The organism is Pseudomonas sp. MF08831 (genome assembly GCF_059862645.1).
Genome location: NZ_JCBCUX010000002.1, coordinates 407,119 through 425,210, shown reverse-complemented (window position 1 = coordinate 425,210; position 18,092 = coordinate 407,119). Strand labels below are relative to the sequence as shown.

The 18,092-nt window shown below is 60.9% G+C and carries 15 protein-coding genes, 1 tRNA gene and 1 pseudogene; 8 read left to right on the top strand and 9 right to left on the bottom strand.

What is annotated here, in order from left to right; genetic code table 11:
• The first annotated feature begins 77 nt into the window (after window positions 1-77).
• Entirely contained in the window at window positions 78-1,685 is a 1,608-nt protein-coding gene (locus AC19YS_RS05245) for an ArnT family glycosyltransferase (protein WP_169368013.1), read from the top strand.
• Between the two features lie 146 nt (window positions 1,686-1,831).
• Here AC19YS_RS05245 and AC19YS_RS05240 read toward each other — a convergent pair.
• The 4 genes from AC19YS_RS05240 to AC19YS_RS05225 all read right to left on the bottom strand — a co-directional run bounded on the left by AC19YS_RS05240 (window position 1,832) and on the right by AC19YS_RS05225 (window position 5,560).
• Window positions 1,832-1,907, bottom strand: a tRNA-Phe gene (locus AC19YS_RS05240).
• Between the two features lie 103 nt (window positions 1,908-2,010).
• The gene (locus AC19YS_RS05235) at window positions 2,011-2,283 is read right to left on the bottom strand and encodes an oxidative damage protection protein (RefSeq protein ID WP_106577463.1); all 273 of its coding nucleotides are present in this window, start codon (window positions 2,281-2,283) and stop codon (window positions 2,011-2,013) included.
• Complete coding sequence (mutY, locus tag AC19YS_RS05230; RefSeq protein WP_106577464.1) at window positions 2,280-3,347, bottom strand: A/G-specific adenine glycosylase; 1,068 nt, start codon at window positions 3,345-3,347, stop codon at window positions 2,280-2,282. The genes AC19YS_RS05235 and mutY overlap by 4 nt, the downstream gene beginning before the upstream one ends.
• Entirely contained in the window at window positions 3,344-5,560 is a 2,217-nt protein-coding gene (locus AC19YS_RS05225; RefSeq protein ID WP_500601110.1) for an AsmA family protein, read from the bottom strand. The genes mutY and AC19YS_RS05225 overlap by 4 nt, the downstream gene beginning before the upstream one ends.
• Window positions 5,561-5,886: 326 nt before the next feature.
• Between AC19YS_RS05225 and AC19YS_RS05220 the strand changes: the two are divergent.
• Window positions 5,887-7,548: pseudogene (locus AC19YS_RS05220) on the top strand (OFA family MFS transporter).
• 60 nt (window positions 7,549-7,608) lie between these two features.
• Here AC19YS_RS05220 and AC19YS_RS05215 read toward each other — a convergent pair.
• Both AC19YS_RS05215 and AC19YS_RS05210 read right to left on the bottom strand, forming a co-directional pair.
• Window positions 7,609-8,946, bottom strand: coding sequence for an HdeD family acid-resistance protein (locus tag AC19YS_RS05215; protein ID WP_119738120.1), 1,338 nt, complete (start codon window positions 8,944-8,946; stop codon window positions 7,609-7,611).
• A gap of 45 nt (window positions 8,947-8,991) precedes the next feature.
• On the bottom strand, window positions 8,992-10,248 hold the full coding sequence (locus AC19YS_RS05210) for an MASE1 domain-containing protein (protein ID WP_500601109.1): 1,257 nt from the start codon (window positions 10,246-10,248) through the stop codon (window positions 8,992-8,994).
• Window positions 10,249-10,468: 220 nt separating this feature from the next.
• On the opposite strand from AC19YS_RS05210, the gene hisB reads away from it, so the two are divergent.
• The 6 genes from hisB (at window position 10,469) to AC19YS_RS05180 (ending at window position 14,337) form a co-directional block, all read left to right on the top strand.
• Window positions 10,469-11,062 (top strand): imidazoleglycerol-phosphate dehydratase HisB, encoded by a 594-nt coding sequence (gene hisB / locus AC19YS_RS05205; protein ID WP_003218037.1) that lies wholly within the window; start codon window positions 10,469-10,471, stop codon window positions 11,060-11,062.
• Entirely contained in the window at window positions 11,062-11,700 is a 639-nt protein-coding gene (gene hisH, locus AC19YS_RS05200) for an imidazole glycerol phosphate synthase subunit HisH (RefSeq protein ID WP_500601107.1), read from the top strand. Before hisB ends, hisH begins: the two co-directional genes overlap by 1 nt.
• Window positions 11,701-11,958 carry a DUF2164 domain-containing protein gene (locus AC19YS_RS05195; protein ID WP_106577470.1) on the top strand — a complete coding sequence of 86 codons (258 nt, stop codon included), beginning with the start codon at window positions 11,701-11,703 and terminating at the stop codon, window positions 11,956-11,958.
• Between the two features lie 39 nt (window positions 11,959-11,997).
• Window positions 11,998-12,735: a 1-(5-phosphoribosyl)-5-[(5-phosphoribosylamino)methylideneamino]imidazole-4-carboxamide isomerase gene (gene hisA / locus AC19YS_RS05190; RefSeq protein ID WP_057025453.1), complete on the top strand. Its 738-nt coding sequence runs from the start codon at window positions 11,998-12,000 to the stop codon at window positions 12,733-12,735.
• Window positions 12,736-12,744: 9 nt separating this feature from the next.
• On the top strand, window positions 12,745-13,515 hold the full coding sequence (gene hisF, locus AC19YS_RS05185) for an imidazole glycerol phosphate synthase subunit HisF (protein WP_003171107.1): 771 nt from the start codon (window positions 12,745-12,747) through the stop codon (window positions 13,513-13,515).
• Between the two features lie 66 nt (window positions 13,516-13,581).
• Window positions 13,582-14,337: a substrate-binding periplasmic protein gene (locus AC19YS_RS05180; protein WP_106577472.1), complete on the top strand. Its 756-nt coding sequence runs from the start codon at window positions 13,582-13,584 to the stop codon at window positions 14,335-14,337.
• A 280-nt stretch (window positions 14,338-14,617) separates the two neighbouring features.
• On the opposite strand, the gene AC19YS_RS05175 is transcribed toward AC19YS_RS05180, so the two are convergent.
• Genes AC19YS_RS05175 through AC19YS_RS05165 form a run of 3 tightly spaced genes read right to left on the bottom strand, consistent with a single transcriptional unit; the run spans window position 14,618 to window position 18,035 of the window.
• A complete protein-coding gene (locus tag AC19YS_RS05175) occupies window positions 14,618-15,391 on the bottom strand; it encodes a divergent polysaccharide deacetylase family protein (RefSeq protein ID WP_106577473.1) in 774 nt (257 codons plus the stop codon).
• A gap of 1 nt (window position 15,392) precedes the next feature.
• Window positions 15,393-16,709, bottom strand: coding sequence for a S41 family peptidase (locus AC19YS_RS05170; RefSeq protein WP_106577474.1), 1,317 nt, complete (start codon window positions 16,707-16,709; stop codon window positions 15,393-15,395).
• A gap of 30 nt (window positions 16,710-16,739) precedes the next feature.
• Window positions 16,740-18,035, bottom strand: coding sequence for a murein hydrolase activator EnvC family protein (locus AC19YS_RS05165; protein WP_500601106.1), 1,296 nt, complete (start codon window positions 18,033-18,035; stop codon window positions 16,740-16,742).
• Window positions 18,036-18,092: the final 57 nt, after the last annotated feature.

Genomic DNA, 18,092 nt, shown 5'->3' with positions numbered 1-18,092 from the left:
GTTCGGGTTTGTTCAGGCGCTATTCAGGGGCTGAGTCGGCACCATGGCGTCGGAGCAGCCTACTGAAAGGATATTCGATGGATCACCGCAGCCGTTTTCGCCTGGAGTCCCTGGGCCTGTTTCTGATCGCTTTATTGCTGTTCACCTTGGGCATCTGGGATGAGCAGCCCCAAGGGTTTGACGGGCGTTGGGCACTGTTCCTGCAGGAAATGTTTCGCAATGGCGCGAGTCTTTTTCCTACTACCTACGGTCAGCCTTACCCTGACTACCCGGGCACCGCGACCTTTTTCAGCTTCGTGTTTGCCCGCGTGTTCGGGGCGCCCAACCACCTCGCGAATGTGCTGCCGACGGCGCTTGCCTCGGCGGGCATGATTGCGCTGATCTATCGCTTGCTGGTGCCATTTAGCCGACCTTGGGCGTGGCTGACGGTATTGCTGACGCTGCTCACCACCCAATTGCTCGATAAGTCGCGCTCGGTGTGCCTGGACCTGATGATCGCATTGCTATGTGTGGGCAGTTTCTACCTGCTGCACAGCGGCGAGCGCATGGGGTCGCGGGTAAGGCAGCTTGCCGTGTTCCCGTTATTTATTCTGGCGTTCGCGATTCGCGGGCCGCTTGGATTGATCGAGGTGTGTGGCGTGGTGTGCGTGTACTGGGCGCTCGGCCGGCCGGGGGAGCGCGTCAAGCAGGTGCTGATTCACGGTGTTGTGGGGTTGGTGTTGCTGGTGGCGTGCTGGTGGATGTTGATGAAGCTGGCGCGGTTCAGCGGGGGCGACGCCTTTGCCGATGAGGTGTTCAGGATGCAGGTCAGCGGGCGCCTTGATGAGAGTGGCGAGCCGTTTTACTTCTACTTCAAGCTCAGTTTGTACCGCTACTTCCCGGTGGTGCCGCTCGCGCTGGCCACGATGATTGCGCTGCGTCATCGCTGGTCTGAGCGCTGGGTCAATGACGATATTGAGCTGGTGGTGCGGCTTGGCGCCTGTGGCTTGATGATTTTGCTCGGGCTTTCGGTGCCGCACTTCAAACGCGCTTATTACATCTTGCCGATGGTGCCGATGTTTGCCGCTGTCGCCGCCTATGGGCTGCTTCAGGCGCAACATTGGCTGATTGGCGTGCGCCGCTGCTACGAAGGGCTTGTCGCGGTGCTACCGGCGTTGTGCGTGGTCGTGCTGTTTGTGTGTCGGCATGCCTGGCAAAAGCACGGCTACTGGCCGGACGTTTCGTTACCGCTGATGATTGGCGCGATGCTGGTGTTGCAAGTGGCGGCGCTGATGGCCTGGCGTCGTCCATTGCGGTTGGTGTGGCTTAGCGTGGTCGCACTGGCGGCGCAATGGCTGCTGTTGGTGGTGGTGATAGACCCCGCCAAGGATCTGCAATTTGATACGCGCAAGTTTGTCACCCAGGTTGAAGCGCTGCGTGTGGCCGAGCCAGGCCCCTTGGTGTTCGTCAATCTGGGGCGCGATACCTGGGCGGTGCGCTACATGATGAACCTGGATCACGATGAACAGCCGCTGTTCGTCGCTGGTAATCAGCTTGAACAATTAACCACGTTGCCACGGCCATCCTGGGTGATTGTGCCGCGCAAGGAGGCAGCGCTATTGAAAGGGACGTCGATGGAGCAGCAAGCGCCAAGCTTTGAAGGGCGGCTGAACGATAATCCGCTGATGGTGTTTCTGCTGAAGTAGGCGGGCGGCTTACTGGCGTTGCATAGGCTCGGGGCGATAGTGGATCGCCCTGGGTAGAGTGCATAAATTCCAGACAACAAAAAACCCGCACTTGGCGGGTTTTTTGTGTGTTTCAGATGACGTTTGCACCACCTGAAACTAATTAGTGGTGCCCAGAGACGGAATCGAACCGCCGACACGGGGATTTTCAATCCCCTGCTCTACCGACTGAGCTATCTGGGCAACGGGGCGCATTAAACGGGTTTTTCAGGGGGTCGTCAAGCAAGTTTTCAAAAAATATTTAATTATTACCGTCGCTTACGTGCCGACCCCGATTTTTGATCAATTATTGAGCAGGCGGCACGTAACCGTCGGCCTTGGCGTAATCCTCGCCGGAAAAGAACTTGTCCATCTCGCCCTGCAGGTATTTGCGGTCTTCGGCGTTCATCATGTTCAGGCGTTTTTCGTTGATCAGCAGGGTCTGGTGTTTTTGCCAGTCAGCCCAGGCTTTGGCGGAGACATTGTCGAAGATGTCCTGGCCTTTGGCGCCGGGGAACGGTGCACGCTCCAGGGCAGGCAATTCTTCGTGGTACTTGCGGCACATGATGGTGCGGGTCATGACGGAACTCCTGCGTTCAATACGTCGGCCGCGCGCTTCAGCAGTTTTTTTACCGGGGCGGCAAGGCCCAGGCGCGGCGGGGTGGCGAGGTTATACCAGAGCCAGTCGGCCTCGGCCACGTGATGGGCGGATTCCTCCACCTGGACCAGCCAGGGTTCGATGGCCAGCTGGAAATGGCTGAAGGTGTGGATCAGCCCCGGCAGTTCATGCGGCGTACCCAGCGCGAGCGCGTGCTGGTTGGCCAGGTGTTCCAGGTCTTGGAGGTCGTCCAGCTCCGGCAAACTCCACAAACCGCCCCACAGGCCCGTGGAAGGGCGGCGGTAAAGCAGAATCGCGCCCTCTGCGTTAGCCAGCATCGGCATCAGCGTGCGCTTTTGCGGGATGGTCTTGCGCGGCTTGGGAATGGGGTAGCGCGTCTCCAGACCGAGCATGTGCGCCTCGCAGCCCTTTTCCAGCGGGCACAACAGGCAGCTGGGTTTGCTGCGGGTGCAGAGCGTGGCGCCCATGTCCATCATCGCCTGGGTGTAGGCGTTGACGCGATCGTGCGGCGTAAAGCGCTCTGCGGTGGCCCAGAGCTGCTTGGCGACCTTGGGCTCGCCGGGGTAGCCCTCTTGCGCGGTAAAGCGCGCCAATACGCGCTTGACGTTGCCGTCGAGGATGGGCGCCCGCAGGCCCATGCTCAGGCTCGCGATCGCACCGGCAGTGGATAAGCCAATGCCGGGCAGTTCAGTGAGTTTTTCGACGTCCTTGGGAAACTCGCCACCGTATTGGGCGACGACGATTTTGGCGGTCTTCTGCAGGTTGCGTGCGCGGGTGTAGTAACCCAGGCCGGTCCACAGGTGCAGCACTTCGTCTTCCGGCGCGGCGGCCAGGGCTTCGACCGTCGGCAGGGAAGCCATGAACCGGTCGAAGTAGTTGAGCACGGTGCTGACCTGGGTCTGTTGCAGCATGATCTCCGAGACCCACACCCGGTAAGGCGTAATGCCCTGTTGCCAGGGCAGGTCATGGCGGCCGTGGCGGTCGTACCAGTCCAGCACCGCCTGTGAAAACTGCTCGTTTCTCATCGTTTGAACAAGCCTTTAAGGGCGTCTTTCAACTGCGGGTTGACCTTGTCGAGTTTCTCTTCGAGCTTCTCGCTGAGTTTGTTGCCGGCGGCTTTGACCGCAACCTGAGTCAAGCCGTCCTTGTCCAGGCGGCAGGCTTTGGCGCCCAGTTCCAGCGGGCCACGGCAGCGCAGCGGAACTTCGATGCCCTGGAAGTTGGAGCCGACCTGGCAGGCCGGGTCCGGCACGTCGCGTGTATCGCCTTCGACGATGATACCGACGCGGTAATCCATGCCCAGCACGCGCAGGTCGATGTCACCGTTGCCGTTGACTGTCAGGCCCGGGATACGCACTTTCAGGTCCGGGTTGCTGGCCACGCCGTTGCGCAAGGTCAGGTTGCCGCGCAGTTCCTGGAACGGCGTGTCCTTGCCTTGTGGCGTGGTGCTCAAGGTCTTGCGGTTGAGCAGTGCGATGCCGGTGCACAGCTGCTGTTCAATGTTGGCGTTGAGTAGCGCGCCGTTATTGATCACAAAGCTGGCGGTGCCGTTAAGGCTGTCGATCAGCGCCTTCTGGCTGTTGCCACGGCCGTTGAGGTTGCTGTCGAGGGTGATCTGGCCTTTTACCGGCGGGTTTTGCCCCTGAGCTTGCAGGATGCGCTCAACCGGCACTTGCTTGATGTGGGTTTGCAGCGCCAGCGCCGGGATGTCCTGGCGCACATCGAGTGTGCCGTTGGCCTGGAAGGTGCCGTTGTAGAGCCCGCCGCTGAGGGTATCAAGCTTGAGCTGGCCATCGACGCCGGAGGCTTTGAGTGCCGCGTTCTGGATCGGCAACTTGCTCAGGGTCAGTTGACCGAAGGCCAGGTCGGCGTCCACGTCCAGCGTGCGCAGACGCGTGAGTGGCAACAGCTTGTCGGTGCTCCACGCGCCTTTGGTCGGTGCGTCAGGCAGCGGTGTGGTGCCACCGGCGGCCATGGCGCCGGCCTCGCTGTTCTGCACTTCGGCCTGGCGTGCGGCCGCTGCACCTTTGGCGGTTTCGGACTTGGCCGGCAGGTAGTTGTCGGCGTTGAAGGTATCGCCTTTGAGTTGCAGGCGCAGGGATTGCTTGGCGAAATCCTCTACAGCGATGCGGCCGGTGAAGGTGCTGCTGTCGAGTTTCAGGTTCAAGTCTTCCAGTGCCGCGCTGGTAGGCGTGCCCTTGAGGCGGCTGACCAGTTCGACCTTGCTGAGGCTGCCCGCCGCCATCGGCGGCAACGGGTGGCCGACGCTGTCGAGGAACTTGGCCAGGTCAAACTGGGCAATGGACAGGGCGCCGCTGAGCTGTGGGGTTTTGTTCAGGTCATTGACCTTCAGTTCTCCCAAGGCGCGCAGCTGGTTGGCGGAGAGTTTCAGGTTGGTCCATTCGGCAATGTTGGCCGCCAGGTCCACCAGCAGTTGGCCCTGGGTGGAGAACGTTACGGTCTTGCCCAGCAGTGGCTCGCCGGTGGCTTCGCCGCTCAGCTTCAAGTCTTCGAACTGGTAGCGCTGGAGCGCACGCTGGATGCGCAGGTTGCCGTTCAACTCGGTCTTGACGCGCATCAGCGGCTGGTTGCTGCCCAGAAATGCCGTGAGTTTGAGCGGAATGCTCGCGCCTTCGTGCACGGCACCGGCGCTCAACTGGATGCTTTCGGCGCTGTACTGCTTGCCGGTCTGCTCATCGTTGTATTCAACGCGGGCGTTGTTGATGGTGAGGCTGTCGATGTCCAGACGGATCGGTTTTGGCGGCTTTTCCGGTTCAGGTTCGGCCGGCGTTTGCTCGGGGGCAGGCACCGGCGCATTGGCCGGTTTCTCGGTCACGTTCTTGCCGATGTCCTCCCAGTTGCCGTGGCCTTGCTTGTCGCGGTTGAGGCGCAGGTTCAGGCCTTCGACACGCACATCGCTCATCTGCACTTCACGGCGCAGCAGCGGCAGCACGCGCACCGACAAGCCGAGCATCTGCAGGTCGGCAAACGGCTGAGTCGGGTTGGTCATGGTCGCGACGCTGGCTTCGTGCAATTCCAGGCCCAGCCAGGGGAACAGGCTCCAACCAATATCGCCATTGAGCGTCAGCTCGATGTGGGCCTTGTCGCGGGCAATCTGGCGGATCTCGTCTTTGTAATCGTTGGGATCGAAGAGGTGGGTCAGGGCAAAGCCCAGGGCCACAATGATCAGCAACAGCCCGAGAAGTACCAGACCCAGGATTTTGCCGAACGCTTTCATGGGCGAGTCCTTGTATGTCGATTTCAAAATTTAGCCGCAGAGTATAACGCCCGACGGCCTGCGTCAGTTCATGCATCGTTACATTGTATCTAGACGCAGCAAAATCGGATTTTGCCGCCCAACAGAGCAGGTTGCGTGAAAAAGGTGATGTCAGTTTGGTTTTTCTGTCATCCACTGGTGCTAATCTGCGCGGGTTCGTCTGTCGTCTGCGACACAGCGTCGCGCTCAAAAGGAGCTTTACTCAACAACAACGGCCAACGCTCTGCGTGCAAGGCCGAGGGAGAGAGCGCCTGACGGACACATACTAATAACTGGGGGAAATACCAATGAGCACAAGCACTGCGGCGGGTAGTAATGCCGCACAGCCTGCGTTCCTGTCCAAGGAACGCATTATCGCCAAGCCAGGGTTCAACCGCTGGCTGGTGCCACCGGCCGCTCTGGCCATCCACCTCTGCATCGGCATGGCCTACGGGTTCTCGGTGTTTTGGCTGCCGCTGTCCAAGGCGCTGGGTATCACTGCACCGGTCGCCTGCGCGCCGGACATGAGCTTCATCACACAAGTGTTCTCGTCCCAATGCGACTGGCCCATCTCCATGCTGGGCTGGATCTACACGCTGTTCTTCATCTTCCTGGGTTGCTCCGCAGCGATCTGGGGCGGCTGGCTGGAACATGCCGGGCCACGTAAAGCCGGCGTTGTATCGGCCTTGTGCTGGTGTGGCGGTCTGTTGATCTCGGCGTTGGGCATCTAGACCCACCAGATCTGGCTGATGTGGATCGGCTCCGGCGTGATCGGCGGTATCGGCCTGGGCCTGGGCTACATTTCGCCCGTGTCGACCCTGATCAAATGGTTCCCGGACAAACGCGGCATGGCTACCGGCATGGCGATCATGGGTTTCGGCGGCGGCGCGATGGTTGGTGCTCCGTTGGCAGCCGCCCTGATGGGCCACTTCGCTTCGCCGACCAGCGTTGGCGTATGGCAGAGCTTCGTGGTCATGGCTGTGATCTACTTCGTGTTCATGATCGGCGGTGCCTTGTCCTACCGCGTTCCGCCAACCGGCTGGAAGCCTGAGGGCTGGACCGCGCCGGTAAAAAAAGCCGCCAATGCGATGATCACCCACCGTCACGTTCATGTGAACGTGGCGTGGAAAACCCCGCAATTCCGTCTGGTGTGGCTGGTGCTGTGCCTGAACGTGTCTGCCGGTATCGGCATTCTCGGCATGGCGTCGCCGCTGCTGCAGGAAGTGTTCGGTGGCAAGTTGCTGGGTGTGGATGTGCCGTTCGGCCAACTGGATGCCGGGCAATTGGCGTCCATCGCGGCCATCGCCGCAGGCTTCACCGGCTTGTTGAGCCTGTTCAACATCGGTGGACGGTTCTTCTGGGCATCGTTCTCCGACTACCTGGGCCGTAAAAATACCTACTTCGTGTTCTTCGCCCTGGGCTTTGCCCTCTACGCGCTGATCCCGAATCTGGGGCACCTGGGCAACGTGGCGCTGTTCGTGGCGGCGTTCTGCATCGTCCTGTCGATGTACGGCGGCGGTTTTGCGACCGTTCCGGCCTACCTGGCCGACCTGTTCGGCACCCAGATGGTCGGCGCAATCCACGGTCGCCTGTTGACCGCTTGGGCGGCGGCGGGCGTGTTGGGCCCGGTGCTGGTCAACTACCTGCGTGAGTATCAGCTGAGCATCGGCGTTGAACGTGCCGCAGCGTATGACATCACCTTGTACATCCTCGCCGGCCTGCTGGTGCTGGGTTTCATCTGCAACCTGCTGGTGCGCCCGGTGGCCGACAAGTACTTCATGACCGACGCGGAACTGGCTGCCGAACAGGCGCTGGGCCATGACAAAGGCGCCACTGCCTCTACCTCGCTGGAGTGGAAGGCCGCTTCCGCCAGCGTGCCATTAGCCATCGTGGCGTGGCTGGCAGTGGGTATTCCGTTGGCGTGGGGTGTGTGGGTGACCCTGCAGAAGACCGCGGTATTGTTCCACTGACAGACCGTTCCCCAGTGCCCGCTCACGCAAGGTGAGCGGGCCTCGGGCAGCCAGCGCGGGCTAATCCTGCTTCTTGTCAGGCAAGGCTTTGGTTGATTGACCGCGCCATGGGATGCGTTGAAACCATGGCCGCGGCACCGGATGCACAATCACCCGCAAGGCTCGTGCGTAATCCATCACCAGGCCGGGTGTCCAGGCCATGGTCATGGCGCGCTTGCGTACTTGCGCGGCAATCCACAGTTCCGGCATGAGCAGGGTCTGCAACACCGACCGCCAGCGTCGCGAGCGTTCCGCCAATACCCCATCCATCGAGGCTTCCAAGGCAAATGCCACGCTGCTCGAGCAGTTGCGGTAGGTCAGGTTGTAAGTGGCCTGTTGGCGATAGTTATTGGAAAACTCAATCAACGCCTTGCGGCTGTACCGGTGAAAAATGATCTTGCGGTCCGAATCGCACCAGTTGGCCACTTCGGTGGCGTAGTCCGGCTGGAAGGTGCCCGGCACGTCATTGTTGCGGGTGGCCTTGAGGATACGGAAAAACTCTGACGGTGAGCGATCGATGTCTGCCACCGGATACAGGCTCAGGTACACCGACGGCGACAGTTCAAGGGCAGCGTGCCCGGTTGAAATCACGCCTTGTGCGTCCACGGCCGCGATGTAGCGATTGATGATCGGGCGTGGAATGGTGGTTGCGCTGGCGGTGCCTTCCGGCGTCCAGATATGCACCACCAGTGGATCGGTGCAGGCAGGCTCCGGCTCAAGCTGCGGTGGCGGTTCCTGCGGCGGCAGCTTCTTGAAATCCGATAGCAGATCCCTGGGCGCAAGCAGCTCGAACGTCGAGGTGCCATGGCGCAATCGCCTGACGCGACGCGCAATGCGTACCGTGTTCAGGCCGCTGACGATCATCAGCGCGCCAAGAAAAAAAGACACGGTGGCACTGTTGGCGATGGGGTAGGGGCTGACCAGCAACCCGGCGAATACCACTTGGGCGCCGCCGCTGATCAACGATGATCGCCAGCGCGGGAACCTGACGACCCAGGCCGAGGTGATGGTCAGCAGGCCGATCACAAAATAGGTAAAGCCAAAAATGATCGCCAGCAGCAGGTTGCTGTAGACCTTGTCGGCGAGGATCAATACCGCGACAAAAAAGCAAATCCCGCCCTTGAAATACAGCACGGCGCGCTGAGTACCTACGCCGCTGGCGGCCACGCTCAGGGTGACAATGCTTTCCAGCAGCAACAGCAAGCCGAACGCGCGCAGCGGAAAGTACAACTCGCCATCCAGGCCGTCGATCATCACGCCAACGCCCATCACGCCCCATACGATACCGATCAGGCCGAGAAACCAGAATTTGGATCGGACGAATTCAACGCCGAACAGCAGTAAAGCAATCTGAATCATGAAGGTGCTCGTACAGGTAGACGCTGGTCGGCAAAGGGCGAAGGTTCAGGAATAACGACTGCTTTGCCAGTTGCCGACAAATGCTTGGCCCCTGGCATCGCGCATGGCGCCGGGGCTTTGGTCGTAAAGGGTCAGCCAGTCACCGTTACCTTTGTCGATGCGAAAGGCCAGCGATGAGGCGTGGGTACGGGTGTCCGGCGACCAGTGCTGTTTGAGTTTTTCGCGGTCTTCGGGGTGCACGCGCGCCAGCACCTGCTCAATGGTGCCCAGGGGCCGGGTGCCGATATCCAGTAGCGAATCAAGGTTGTCGTCCCAGAGGATGTCGCCTGTTTCGGGATGCAACTGGTACATCACGCCGTCGCCCCCCAGCCGCCCGGTTTGCGGGTCGTAGGGCTTGGCCGATTGCGTCATCAGGCGTATCACCACCACCAGCAGGGCGGTAATGGACAAGTAGCTTTGCGCAAGCAGCAGAGGCTCGCCTTCGAGCAGGCCCGGCACATAAAACGGCCCGGTCTTCTGATCGGTGTAATTGACCACGATGCTGCCCAGCACCAGCAGCGCGATTGAGCCGCCAGGGCTGCGCCAGGTCACGCAAACAGCAAGGGCGAGAGCGATCGGCAGGCAGGCCAGGATGAAATACACCGCGGCGCCGGCATCGGTGTCCAGCATGCTGGTGAGCCAGTGCGGCGCGGCCCCGAAGACGTACCAGGTATTCAATGCGAGCAGCAGCAGCCACCCTGCGCCGGCGAGTTTCTCCCGCGCGCTGGTGGGAAATTCGCGCAGGTTGCTGTTCAGCACGTTCATGACCACGACGGTCGCAAAGAACACGCCGTTAACGCCAGACATCCAGTTGGTCATCAGTGTATGGGGTGATGTTTCCCCGGCCAGCATCAGCCAACCCTTCCTGATCAGCGCCTGTACGCCACAAATGGCCACGGTCGCCAGCAACCACAGCACGATGGCGTGCAGGTCGTCGCCACGGCGCGCGAAGCGCCGTACCAGCCAGGCAATGGCAATCGAACCTGCCAGCGCCTCAGCCGACAGCGCGATGGCGGCCGGTGACTCCTCCCAGCCGTGCGCACCGAGCAGCACCCGCGCGATCAACAACACAAGGAACAGCATCGGCCAGTGAGCACGGCGCGAGCTCAGGAAGGCCGACACCGAGACGCCCGCCGGAAACCAGATAATCGCCATCTTCGAGACGGGGTCATCAAAGGCCAGCGAGGCCATGCCGGTGACGTAGTAGGTCAGCGCCCACAGGAGGAGAATGCCGCTGCGCCGTAAGACTCTGGGTATCGTCACTGTTCAGTATTCATCAGGTTTCAAACGTAGCGCTCATATTACAGCGAAGCCGGCGCTGGCATTTGGCTAATATGCCGCGCGCACCATCCTGGAGCACGCACTTGTACGCACATGTCTATCGCCGACACTCCATCAGTCTTATCCCCTTCGATGTTTCTGTTTAGCGCCCGCGCCCCTATAATGGCTGCCTTTTTCGCCCAATGATTTTGCGGAGCTGGTGATGGCCGAACGTAAGGCGTCCGTCGAGCGCGACACTCTGGAAACCCAGATCAAAGCCTCGATCAACCTGGATGGCACCGGAAAGGCCCGATTTGATATCGGTGTACCTTTTCTTGAGCACATGCTGGACCAGATCGCCCGTCACGGGCTGATCGACCTGGATATCGTCAGCAAGGGCGACCTGCATATCGACGACCACCACACGGTGGAAGACGTCGGTATCACGTTGGGCCAGGCTTTTGCCAAAGCCATCGGCGACAAAAAAGGCATCCGTCGCTACGGCCACGCCTATGTCCCGCTGGACGAAGCGCTGTCGCGCGTAGTCATCGACTTCTCCGGCCGCCCAGGCCTGCAGATGCACGTGCCCTACACCCGCGCCACCGTGGGCGGCTTTGACGTTGACCTGTTCCAGGAATTCTTCCAGGGCTTCGTCAACCACGCCCTCGTCAGCCTGCACATCGACAACCTGCGCGGCACCAACACCCACCACCAGATCGAAACCGTGTTCAAGGCTTTCGGCCGCGCGCTGCGCATGGCCGTGGAGCTGGATGACCGCATGGCCGGGCAAATGCCCTCGACCAAGGGCGTTCTGTAATGCAGACGGTCGCGGTTATCGATTACGGCATGGGTAACCTGCACTCGGTGGCCAAGGCCCTCGAGCACGTAGGCGCCGGCAAGGTGCTGATCACCAGTGACGCCAACGTGATTCGCGAAGCCGACCGGGTGGTATTTCCTGGGGTTGGCGCGATTCGCGATTGCATGGCCGAGATCCGCCGCCTGGGCTTTGACGACCTGGTGCGCGAAGTCAGCCAGGACCGCCCGTTCCTCGGCATCTGCGTGGGCATGCAAGCCTTGCTTGAGCGCAGCGAAGAGAACGCCGGCGTTGACTGCATCGGCCTGTTTCCAGGCCAGGTGAAGTTCTTTGGCAAGGACCTGCACGAAGACGGCGAGCACTTGAAGGTCCCGCACATGGGCTGGAACGAGGTGCGCCGCACCGTCGACCACCCGCTGTGGCACGAAATCCCGGACATGGCGCGTTTCTACTTTGTGCACAGCTACTACATCGCCGCCGGTAACCCGCGTCAGGTGGTCGGTGGCGGGCACTACGGCGTCGACTTCGCCGCAGCGCTGGCCGAAGGTTCGCGTTTTGCCGTGCAATTCCACCCGGAGAAGAGCCATACCCATGGCCTGCAATTGCTGCAGAACTTCGCCGCGTGGGATGGCCGGTGGTAAATGGCCAAGAAGCCGAAAGTGCCGATCTTGAACCTCACGCCCGAACAGGAGCGTGAGGCGACGCTCAAGATCAAGCGCTTCATGGAAGACCGCTTTGAGCTCAAGTTGGGCTCGTTCGAGGTCGCCGAGCTTCTTGAACTGTTCACCACCGAAGTAGCGCCGCACTATTACAACAGGGCGATTTTCGACACGCAGACGCTCCTTAAAGAAAGGTTCGAAAGCATCGAAAGCGACTTGTGGTCGCTTGAGAAACCCTGATTTCCCAAGCATTGCTGAATATCGAATAAGGTTTGCCAGATGCTGATTATCCCCGCTATCGATCTCAAGGACGGCGCTTGTGTACGCCTGCGCCAAGGCCGCATGGAAGACTCCACCGTGTTCTCCGATGACCCGGTGAGCATGGCTGCCAAATGGGTAGAAGGTGGCTGCCGTCGTCTGCATCTGGTGGACTTGAACGGCGCCTTCGAAGGCCAGCCGGTCAACGGCGAGGTGGTGACCGCCATTGCCAAGCGCTACCCGAACCTGCCGATTCAGATCGGCGGCGGCATTCGCTCCCTGGAAACCATCGAGCACTACGTCAAGGCTGGCGTGAGCTACGTGATCATCGGCACCAAGGCCGTGAAAGACCCGGCGTTCGTTGCCCAAGCCTGCCGCGCGTTCCCGGGCAAGGTGATTGTCGGCCTGGATGCCAAGGACGGTTTCGTCGCCACCGACGGCTGGGCTGAAATCAGCACCGTGCAGGTAATCGACCTGGCCAAGCAGTTCGAAGCCGACGGCGTGTCCGCCATCGTTTATACCGACATCGCCAAAGACGGCATGATGCAAGGCTGCAACGTGCCGTTCACCGCCGCGTTGGCTGCCGCCACCAAGATTCCAGTGATCGCTTCCGGTGGTATCCACAACCTGGGCGACATCAAGTCGCTGCTGGACGCCAAGGCGCCTGGCATCATCGGCGCCATCACCGGCCGTGCGATCTATGAAGGTACCCTGGACGTCGCCGAAGCCCAGGCTTACTGCGATGCCTACAACGGCTGAGGACTGACCATGGCGCTGGCCAAACGCATCATCCCTTGCCTGGACGTCGACAACGGTCGCGTGGTCAAGGGCGTCAAGTTCGAGAACATCCGTGACGCCGGCGACCCGGTGGAAATCGCCCGTCGCTACGATGAGCAAGGTGCCGACGAGATTACCTTTCTCGACATCACCGCCAGCGTCGATGGCCGTGACACCACGCTGCATACCGTGGAGCGCATGGCCAGCCAGGTGTTTATCCCGCTGACCGTGGGCGGTGGCGTGCGCACCGTGCAAGACATCCGCAACCTGCTCAATGCCGGTGCGGACAAGGTCTCGATCAACACCGCCGCCGTGTTCAACCCGGAGTTTGTCGGCGAAGCCGCGCAGCACTTCGGGTCGCAATGCATCGTGGTCGCCATCGACGCCAAGAAAGTCTCCGGGCCTGGCGAAACCCCGCGTTGGGAGATCTTCACCCACGGCGGTCGCAAACCTACCGGGCTGGACGCGGTGGAGTGGGCGATGAAGATGGAAGGCCTGGGCGCCGGTGAAATCCTGCTGACCAGCATGGACCAGGACGGCATGAAAAACGGCTTCGACCTCGGCGTGACCCGCGCCATCAGCGATGCGCTGGGCATTCCGGTCATTGCGTCCGGCGGTGTCGGCAACCTGCAGCACCTGGCCGACGGCGTGATCGAAGGCCATGCCAGTGCGGTGCTGGCGGCAAGCATTTTCCACTTTGGCGAATACACCGTTCCGGAGGCCAAGGCCTACATGGCGGCGCGCGGTATCGTCGTTCGCTAAACGCTGCTGGACACCATGGCGAGCGCGCGGCACTCTCTGCGCTTGCCATGGATTCCGGTAACTTTCATGTTCAAACACCTGCTGCTCGCCCTCGCCAGTTCTTCCATGCTTTTGGCAGGCTCGGCCCGTGCCGAAGAACCGTCTGACGCCTCTTTGGTGTTGCTGACGGAAAACTTCCCGCCGTACAACATGGCAAAAAACGGCAAGAACTTCGCCAAGGACGAGAACATCGAAGGCATCGCCGTGGACATCGTGCGCGAGACCTTCAAGCGTGCCGGCATTTCCTACAACCTGACCCTGCGTTTTCCTTGGGAGCGAATCTACAAACTCGCCCTGGAAAAACCTGGTTATGGCGTATTCGTGATGGCGCGCCTGCCGGACCGTGAAGCCCTGTTCAAGTGGGTCGGCCCGATCGGCCCGGACGATTGGGTGATGCTGGCCAAGGCCGACAGCAAGATAGAGCTGGCGGATCTTGAACACGCCCGTCGCTACAAGATTGGCGCCTACAAGGGCGACGCTATTGCCGAAACCTTGGAGAAGCAGGGCCTCAACCCACTGGTGGTGTTACGCGATCAGGACAACGCGCAAAAACTCATGGATGGCCAGATCGACTTATGGGCGACGGGCGATCCGGCTGGGCGCTACCTGGCGCGTCAGGTCGGCGTGACGGGGCTCAAGACCGTGTTGCGCTTCAACAGCGCGCAACTCTACCTTGCGCTGAACAAGGACGTGCCGGACGAACTGGTCGCCAAGCTTCAGGCCGCGCTGGATCAACTGCGCAAAGACGGCGTAATCGACGAGATCATGGCGCGCTACCTCTAACTGGCAAGAACTACTGTGGGAGCTGGCTTGCCTGCGATAGCGGTGGTTCAGCTGAAATAGGTGTCATTGAAAGACTGCTATCGCAGGCAAGCCAGCTCCCACCGCGAATACTGCATTTCAAATGCACCCATGCGGCGCACTGCAATCAGCGGGAAAACCACGGTCAAAAATGTGGGAGCGGGCTTGCTCGCGAAAGCGGAGTGTCAGCCACTCAATCGGCTGACTGAACCACCGCCTTCGCGAGCAAGTCCGCTCTCACACTGGAATGTCGCCACCTTATCTAACGGTACTGACCGTTCTTGCCATGCCCGGCCATGGCCTGATTGCCGCGCACGCTGATCATCAGCTTGATATCAATCCAGTCGATGCCCTGAGCCTTGAGCTTGGGCAACTCGCGCTCCAGCACCGCCAGCGTCTGCGGATAGGGGTGGCCGATCATCACCACCGAGCCCTGCTTGTGTGCCAGCTTGATCGCGGTTTGCAGCTGCGTGGTAATGGCCGCCTCGGTGCGCTCGTCATCGAGGAATACATCCCGCGAGACATGCGCCAAACCAATCTTTTGCGCTTCGGCGGCGGCGACGGTTTGCGCGCTGGTGCGGCTGTCGACAAAGAACTTGTTACGCCGCTGCAGCTCGCCCATCAACCAGGCCATGGCGTCCCGTTGGGCAGTCATGCGGCTGCCCATATGGTTGTTGATGCCAGCGGTGTAGGGCACGGCCTTGAACGCGGCGTCCAGGCGTTTGCCAAGTTCTTCGATCGGCAGCTCGGGGTGCCAGGCGAACGGGCCGGTGGCCGGGTCCATGGGCATGTGCAGGATCACAATCTTGCCGGCCTTGTGCGCTTCGCGGGCGAATTCGGCGGCGTGGGGCGTGTCCGGCATCACCGCGGTGGTCACCGGCCCGGGCAGGGCCAGCACGCGACGATCCCGGGGCAGGTTTTGCCCCAGGTCGTCGATGATGAGGGTCAGGTAGGCTTTGTGTGGCTCGCCGTCAGGCGTCGCGTGGGCGACGCCTGCCAGACTGCACAGCAGGGCGATGATCAGGGCAAAACGCATATCAACGGCTGCGCGTGATGCTCAGGCCTTTCAGCAGGCTCAGCGCCTGGGCCAGTTGGTAATCGTCGTCCTGCGGCATCGGCTTGGCTTTGGCGCCGCTGCCGGTTGGCTGGTCGGCACCGCCGTTGCCATTGCCCAGGTGACCTTGCAGGTCGGCCTCTTTGTAGTATTCGCTGTCGATCTCGTTGGTGATCTTGGCTTTACGCACTTCGATGTCCGGGACGATGCCCTGCGCCTGAATCGAACGGCCGTTCGGCGTGTAGTACAACGCCGTGGTGATCTTCAATGCGCGGTCATTGTTCAGCGGCAATACGGTTTGTACCGAGCCTTTGCCGAAGCTGGTGGTGCCCATCAGCACGCCGCGTTTCTGGTCTTGCAGGGCACCGGCGACGATTTCCGACGCCGAGGCACTGCCGCCGTTGATCAATACAGCCAATGGCACGCCTTCGCTCAAGTCATTGCCGGTGGCCGAGAAGCGCAACTCGGAGTTGGCGATGCGGCCTTTGGTGTAAACGATCAGGCCCTTGGTGATGAAGTGGTCGACCACTTCCACCGCAGACTGCAACACGCCGCCTGGGTTGTTACGCAGGTCGAGCACGATGCCGTTGAGCTTCTTGCCGTTGTCTTTGCGCAGCTTGGCCAGGGCCTTGGCCACTTCGTCGCCGGTCTTGACCTGGAACTGGGTGATGCGGATGTAGCCGTAGCCGGACTCCAGCAGTTGGCTCTTCACGCTCTTGACCGTGATGGTCGCGCGGGCCAGCGTCACGTCAAACGGGTTGCCGCCGTCGCGCACCAGGGTCAGGGTGATTTTCTGGCCGAGCTTGCCACGCATCTTGTCGACCGCTTCGGTCATGGTTTGGCCGCGTGTCGGCTGACCGTTGATCTTTACGATCAGGTCGCCGGCCTGGATGCCGGCCTTGGACGCCGGGGTGTCGTCAATCGGCGAGACCACTTTGATCTGGCCGTCTTCGGAGCCGACTTCGATGCCCAGGCCGCCGAACTCGCCGCTGGTGCTTTCCTGCAACTCGGCAAAATCTTCCGGGCCCAGGTAAGCGGAGTGCGGGTCGAGGTTGCTGAGCATGCCTTTAATGGCATTTTCCAGCAGGGTTTTATCGTCTACGGGTTCGACATAGGCTGCCTTGATCCGGTCCATGACCTCGGCAAAGGTACGCAGCTCGTCCAGCGGCAGCGGGGCCTTGGTGGTCGCAGCCGTGGCAGCGGGTGCAGCCCCGGCGGCCTGGTCGGCAAAAGCCAGAGGCGCGCCGATCACCAGGGCGATCGTCAGGGCCAGCGATGTGAGGCGGGACAAATGCAGCATGTCGAACGAACTCCTAATGTAGATGCGGCCCTATCCTTGGGAACGGCACCATTGTGCAGGGTCGCTCGGGCGGCCCTGCTGACGAATAGCGAAGTACAGCGCCGGCGTGTCCTGGCCACCACTGTTACCGACAGTGGAGATGGATTCACCGGCTTTTACAACATCACCTGCCGACTTGAGTAAAGTCTGATTGTGGCCGTAAAGACTCAAATAGCCATTACCGTGGTCAAGAATCACCAACAAACCGGCACCGCGCAGCCAATCGGCAAACACCACGCGCCCACCGTGAACGGCATGAACCTGGCTGCCGGCGGCAGCGCTGATCATGACCCCGTCCCATTTGGCGCGGGTATCGTCACCCCGGGTTTCACCGAAGCGTGCCAGTAGTCGACCATCAACAGGCCATGGAAGTTTTCCACGCGCTGAAGCAAAAGGTCCGCCGAACGACTCGCCGGCGCTGGAAACCAGCGGGCCAGGCGCTGCGTGCGCCGGTTTGCGTGGGGCCGGAGCGTCGGTGGCGGCGGCCAGTTCGGCTTCACGCTGACGCTTTTTTTCCGCTTCCTGCTGGGCGATCAGCGCTTTCTGCCGCGCTTCTTCGGCCTCACGTGCCTGGCGAGCCAGGGTTTCCTCGATGGTTTTGAGCACTTTGCCCAGGTCAGCCTGGTCTTGCTCGCGGGCCTGCAGCTTGGCGTCGCGGGCTTTCACATCGTCGTTGAGCTTGGCCAGGGCTAGCTGGCGCTCTTTGCGTACCTTGTCCAGCTGGTCGCGCTGGGTATCGAGGGCGGTTTTCTGGTCGAGCAGTTGCGACTGCTGGTCGGCGATTTCCTGCTCGACGTTGGCCAGCTGGCGCAGGGTTTCGTTAAAGCCCTTCAATTGCGCCAGGCGTGCCTTGCTCAGGTAGTCGTAATAGGTAAGGGTACGCGCGAATTTTTCCGGGTTCTGCTGGTTGAGCAGCAGCTTGAGGTATTCCTGGCGGCCGCTCTGGTACGCGGCGCGGGCCTGGATCGCAATCAGGCGTTGCTGTTCAACGCGTGCGCTCTGGAGTTTTTTTTTCTCAGCGTCGAGTCGCTCCAGTTCCGACTCGCTCTTCTTTAATTCTTTTTGTAGCTCCTGGACCTGCTTCTCGAGCTTGCCCATCTCGGTTTCGGTACCGCGCAGGTCTTTCTGCACCCCGGATTTCTCTTCCTGGAGCTTGCCGAGCAGTTTCTTCAGCTCGGTAATGTCCTGACGCGTAGCGTCCAACTGTTGTTGGGTTTGTGCGCGCTCATCGGCAAATGCCGGTTGGAGCAGGCAGACTAGAGCGAGAGTAATCAAGGCGCGAAGCATAGAGGCGGGCGACACCAGGGAAAGGGACGGCCTAGTATGCCCGCCAAGCGCCGCAAA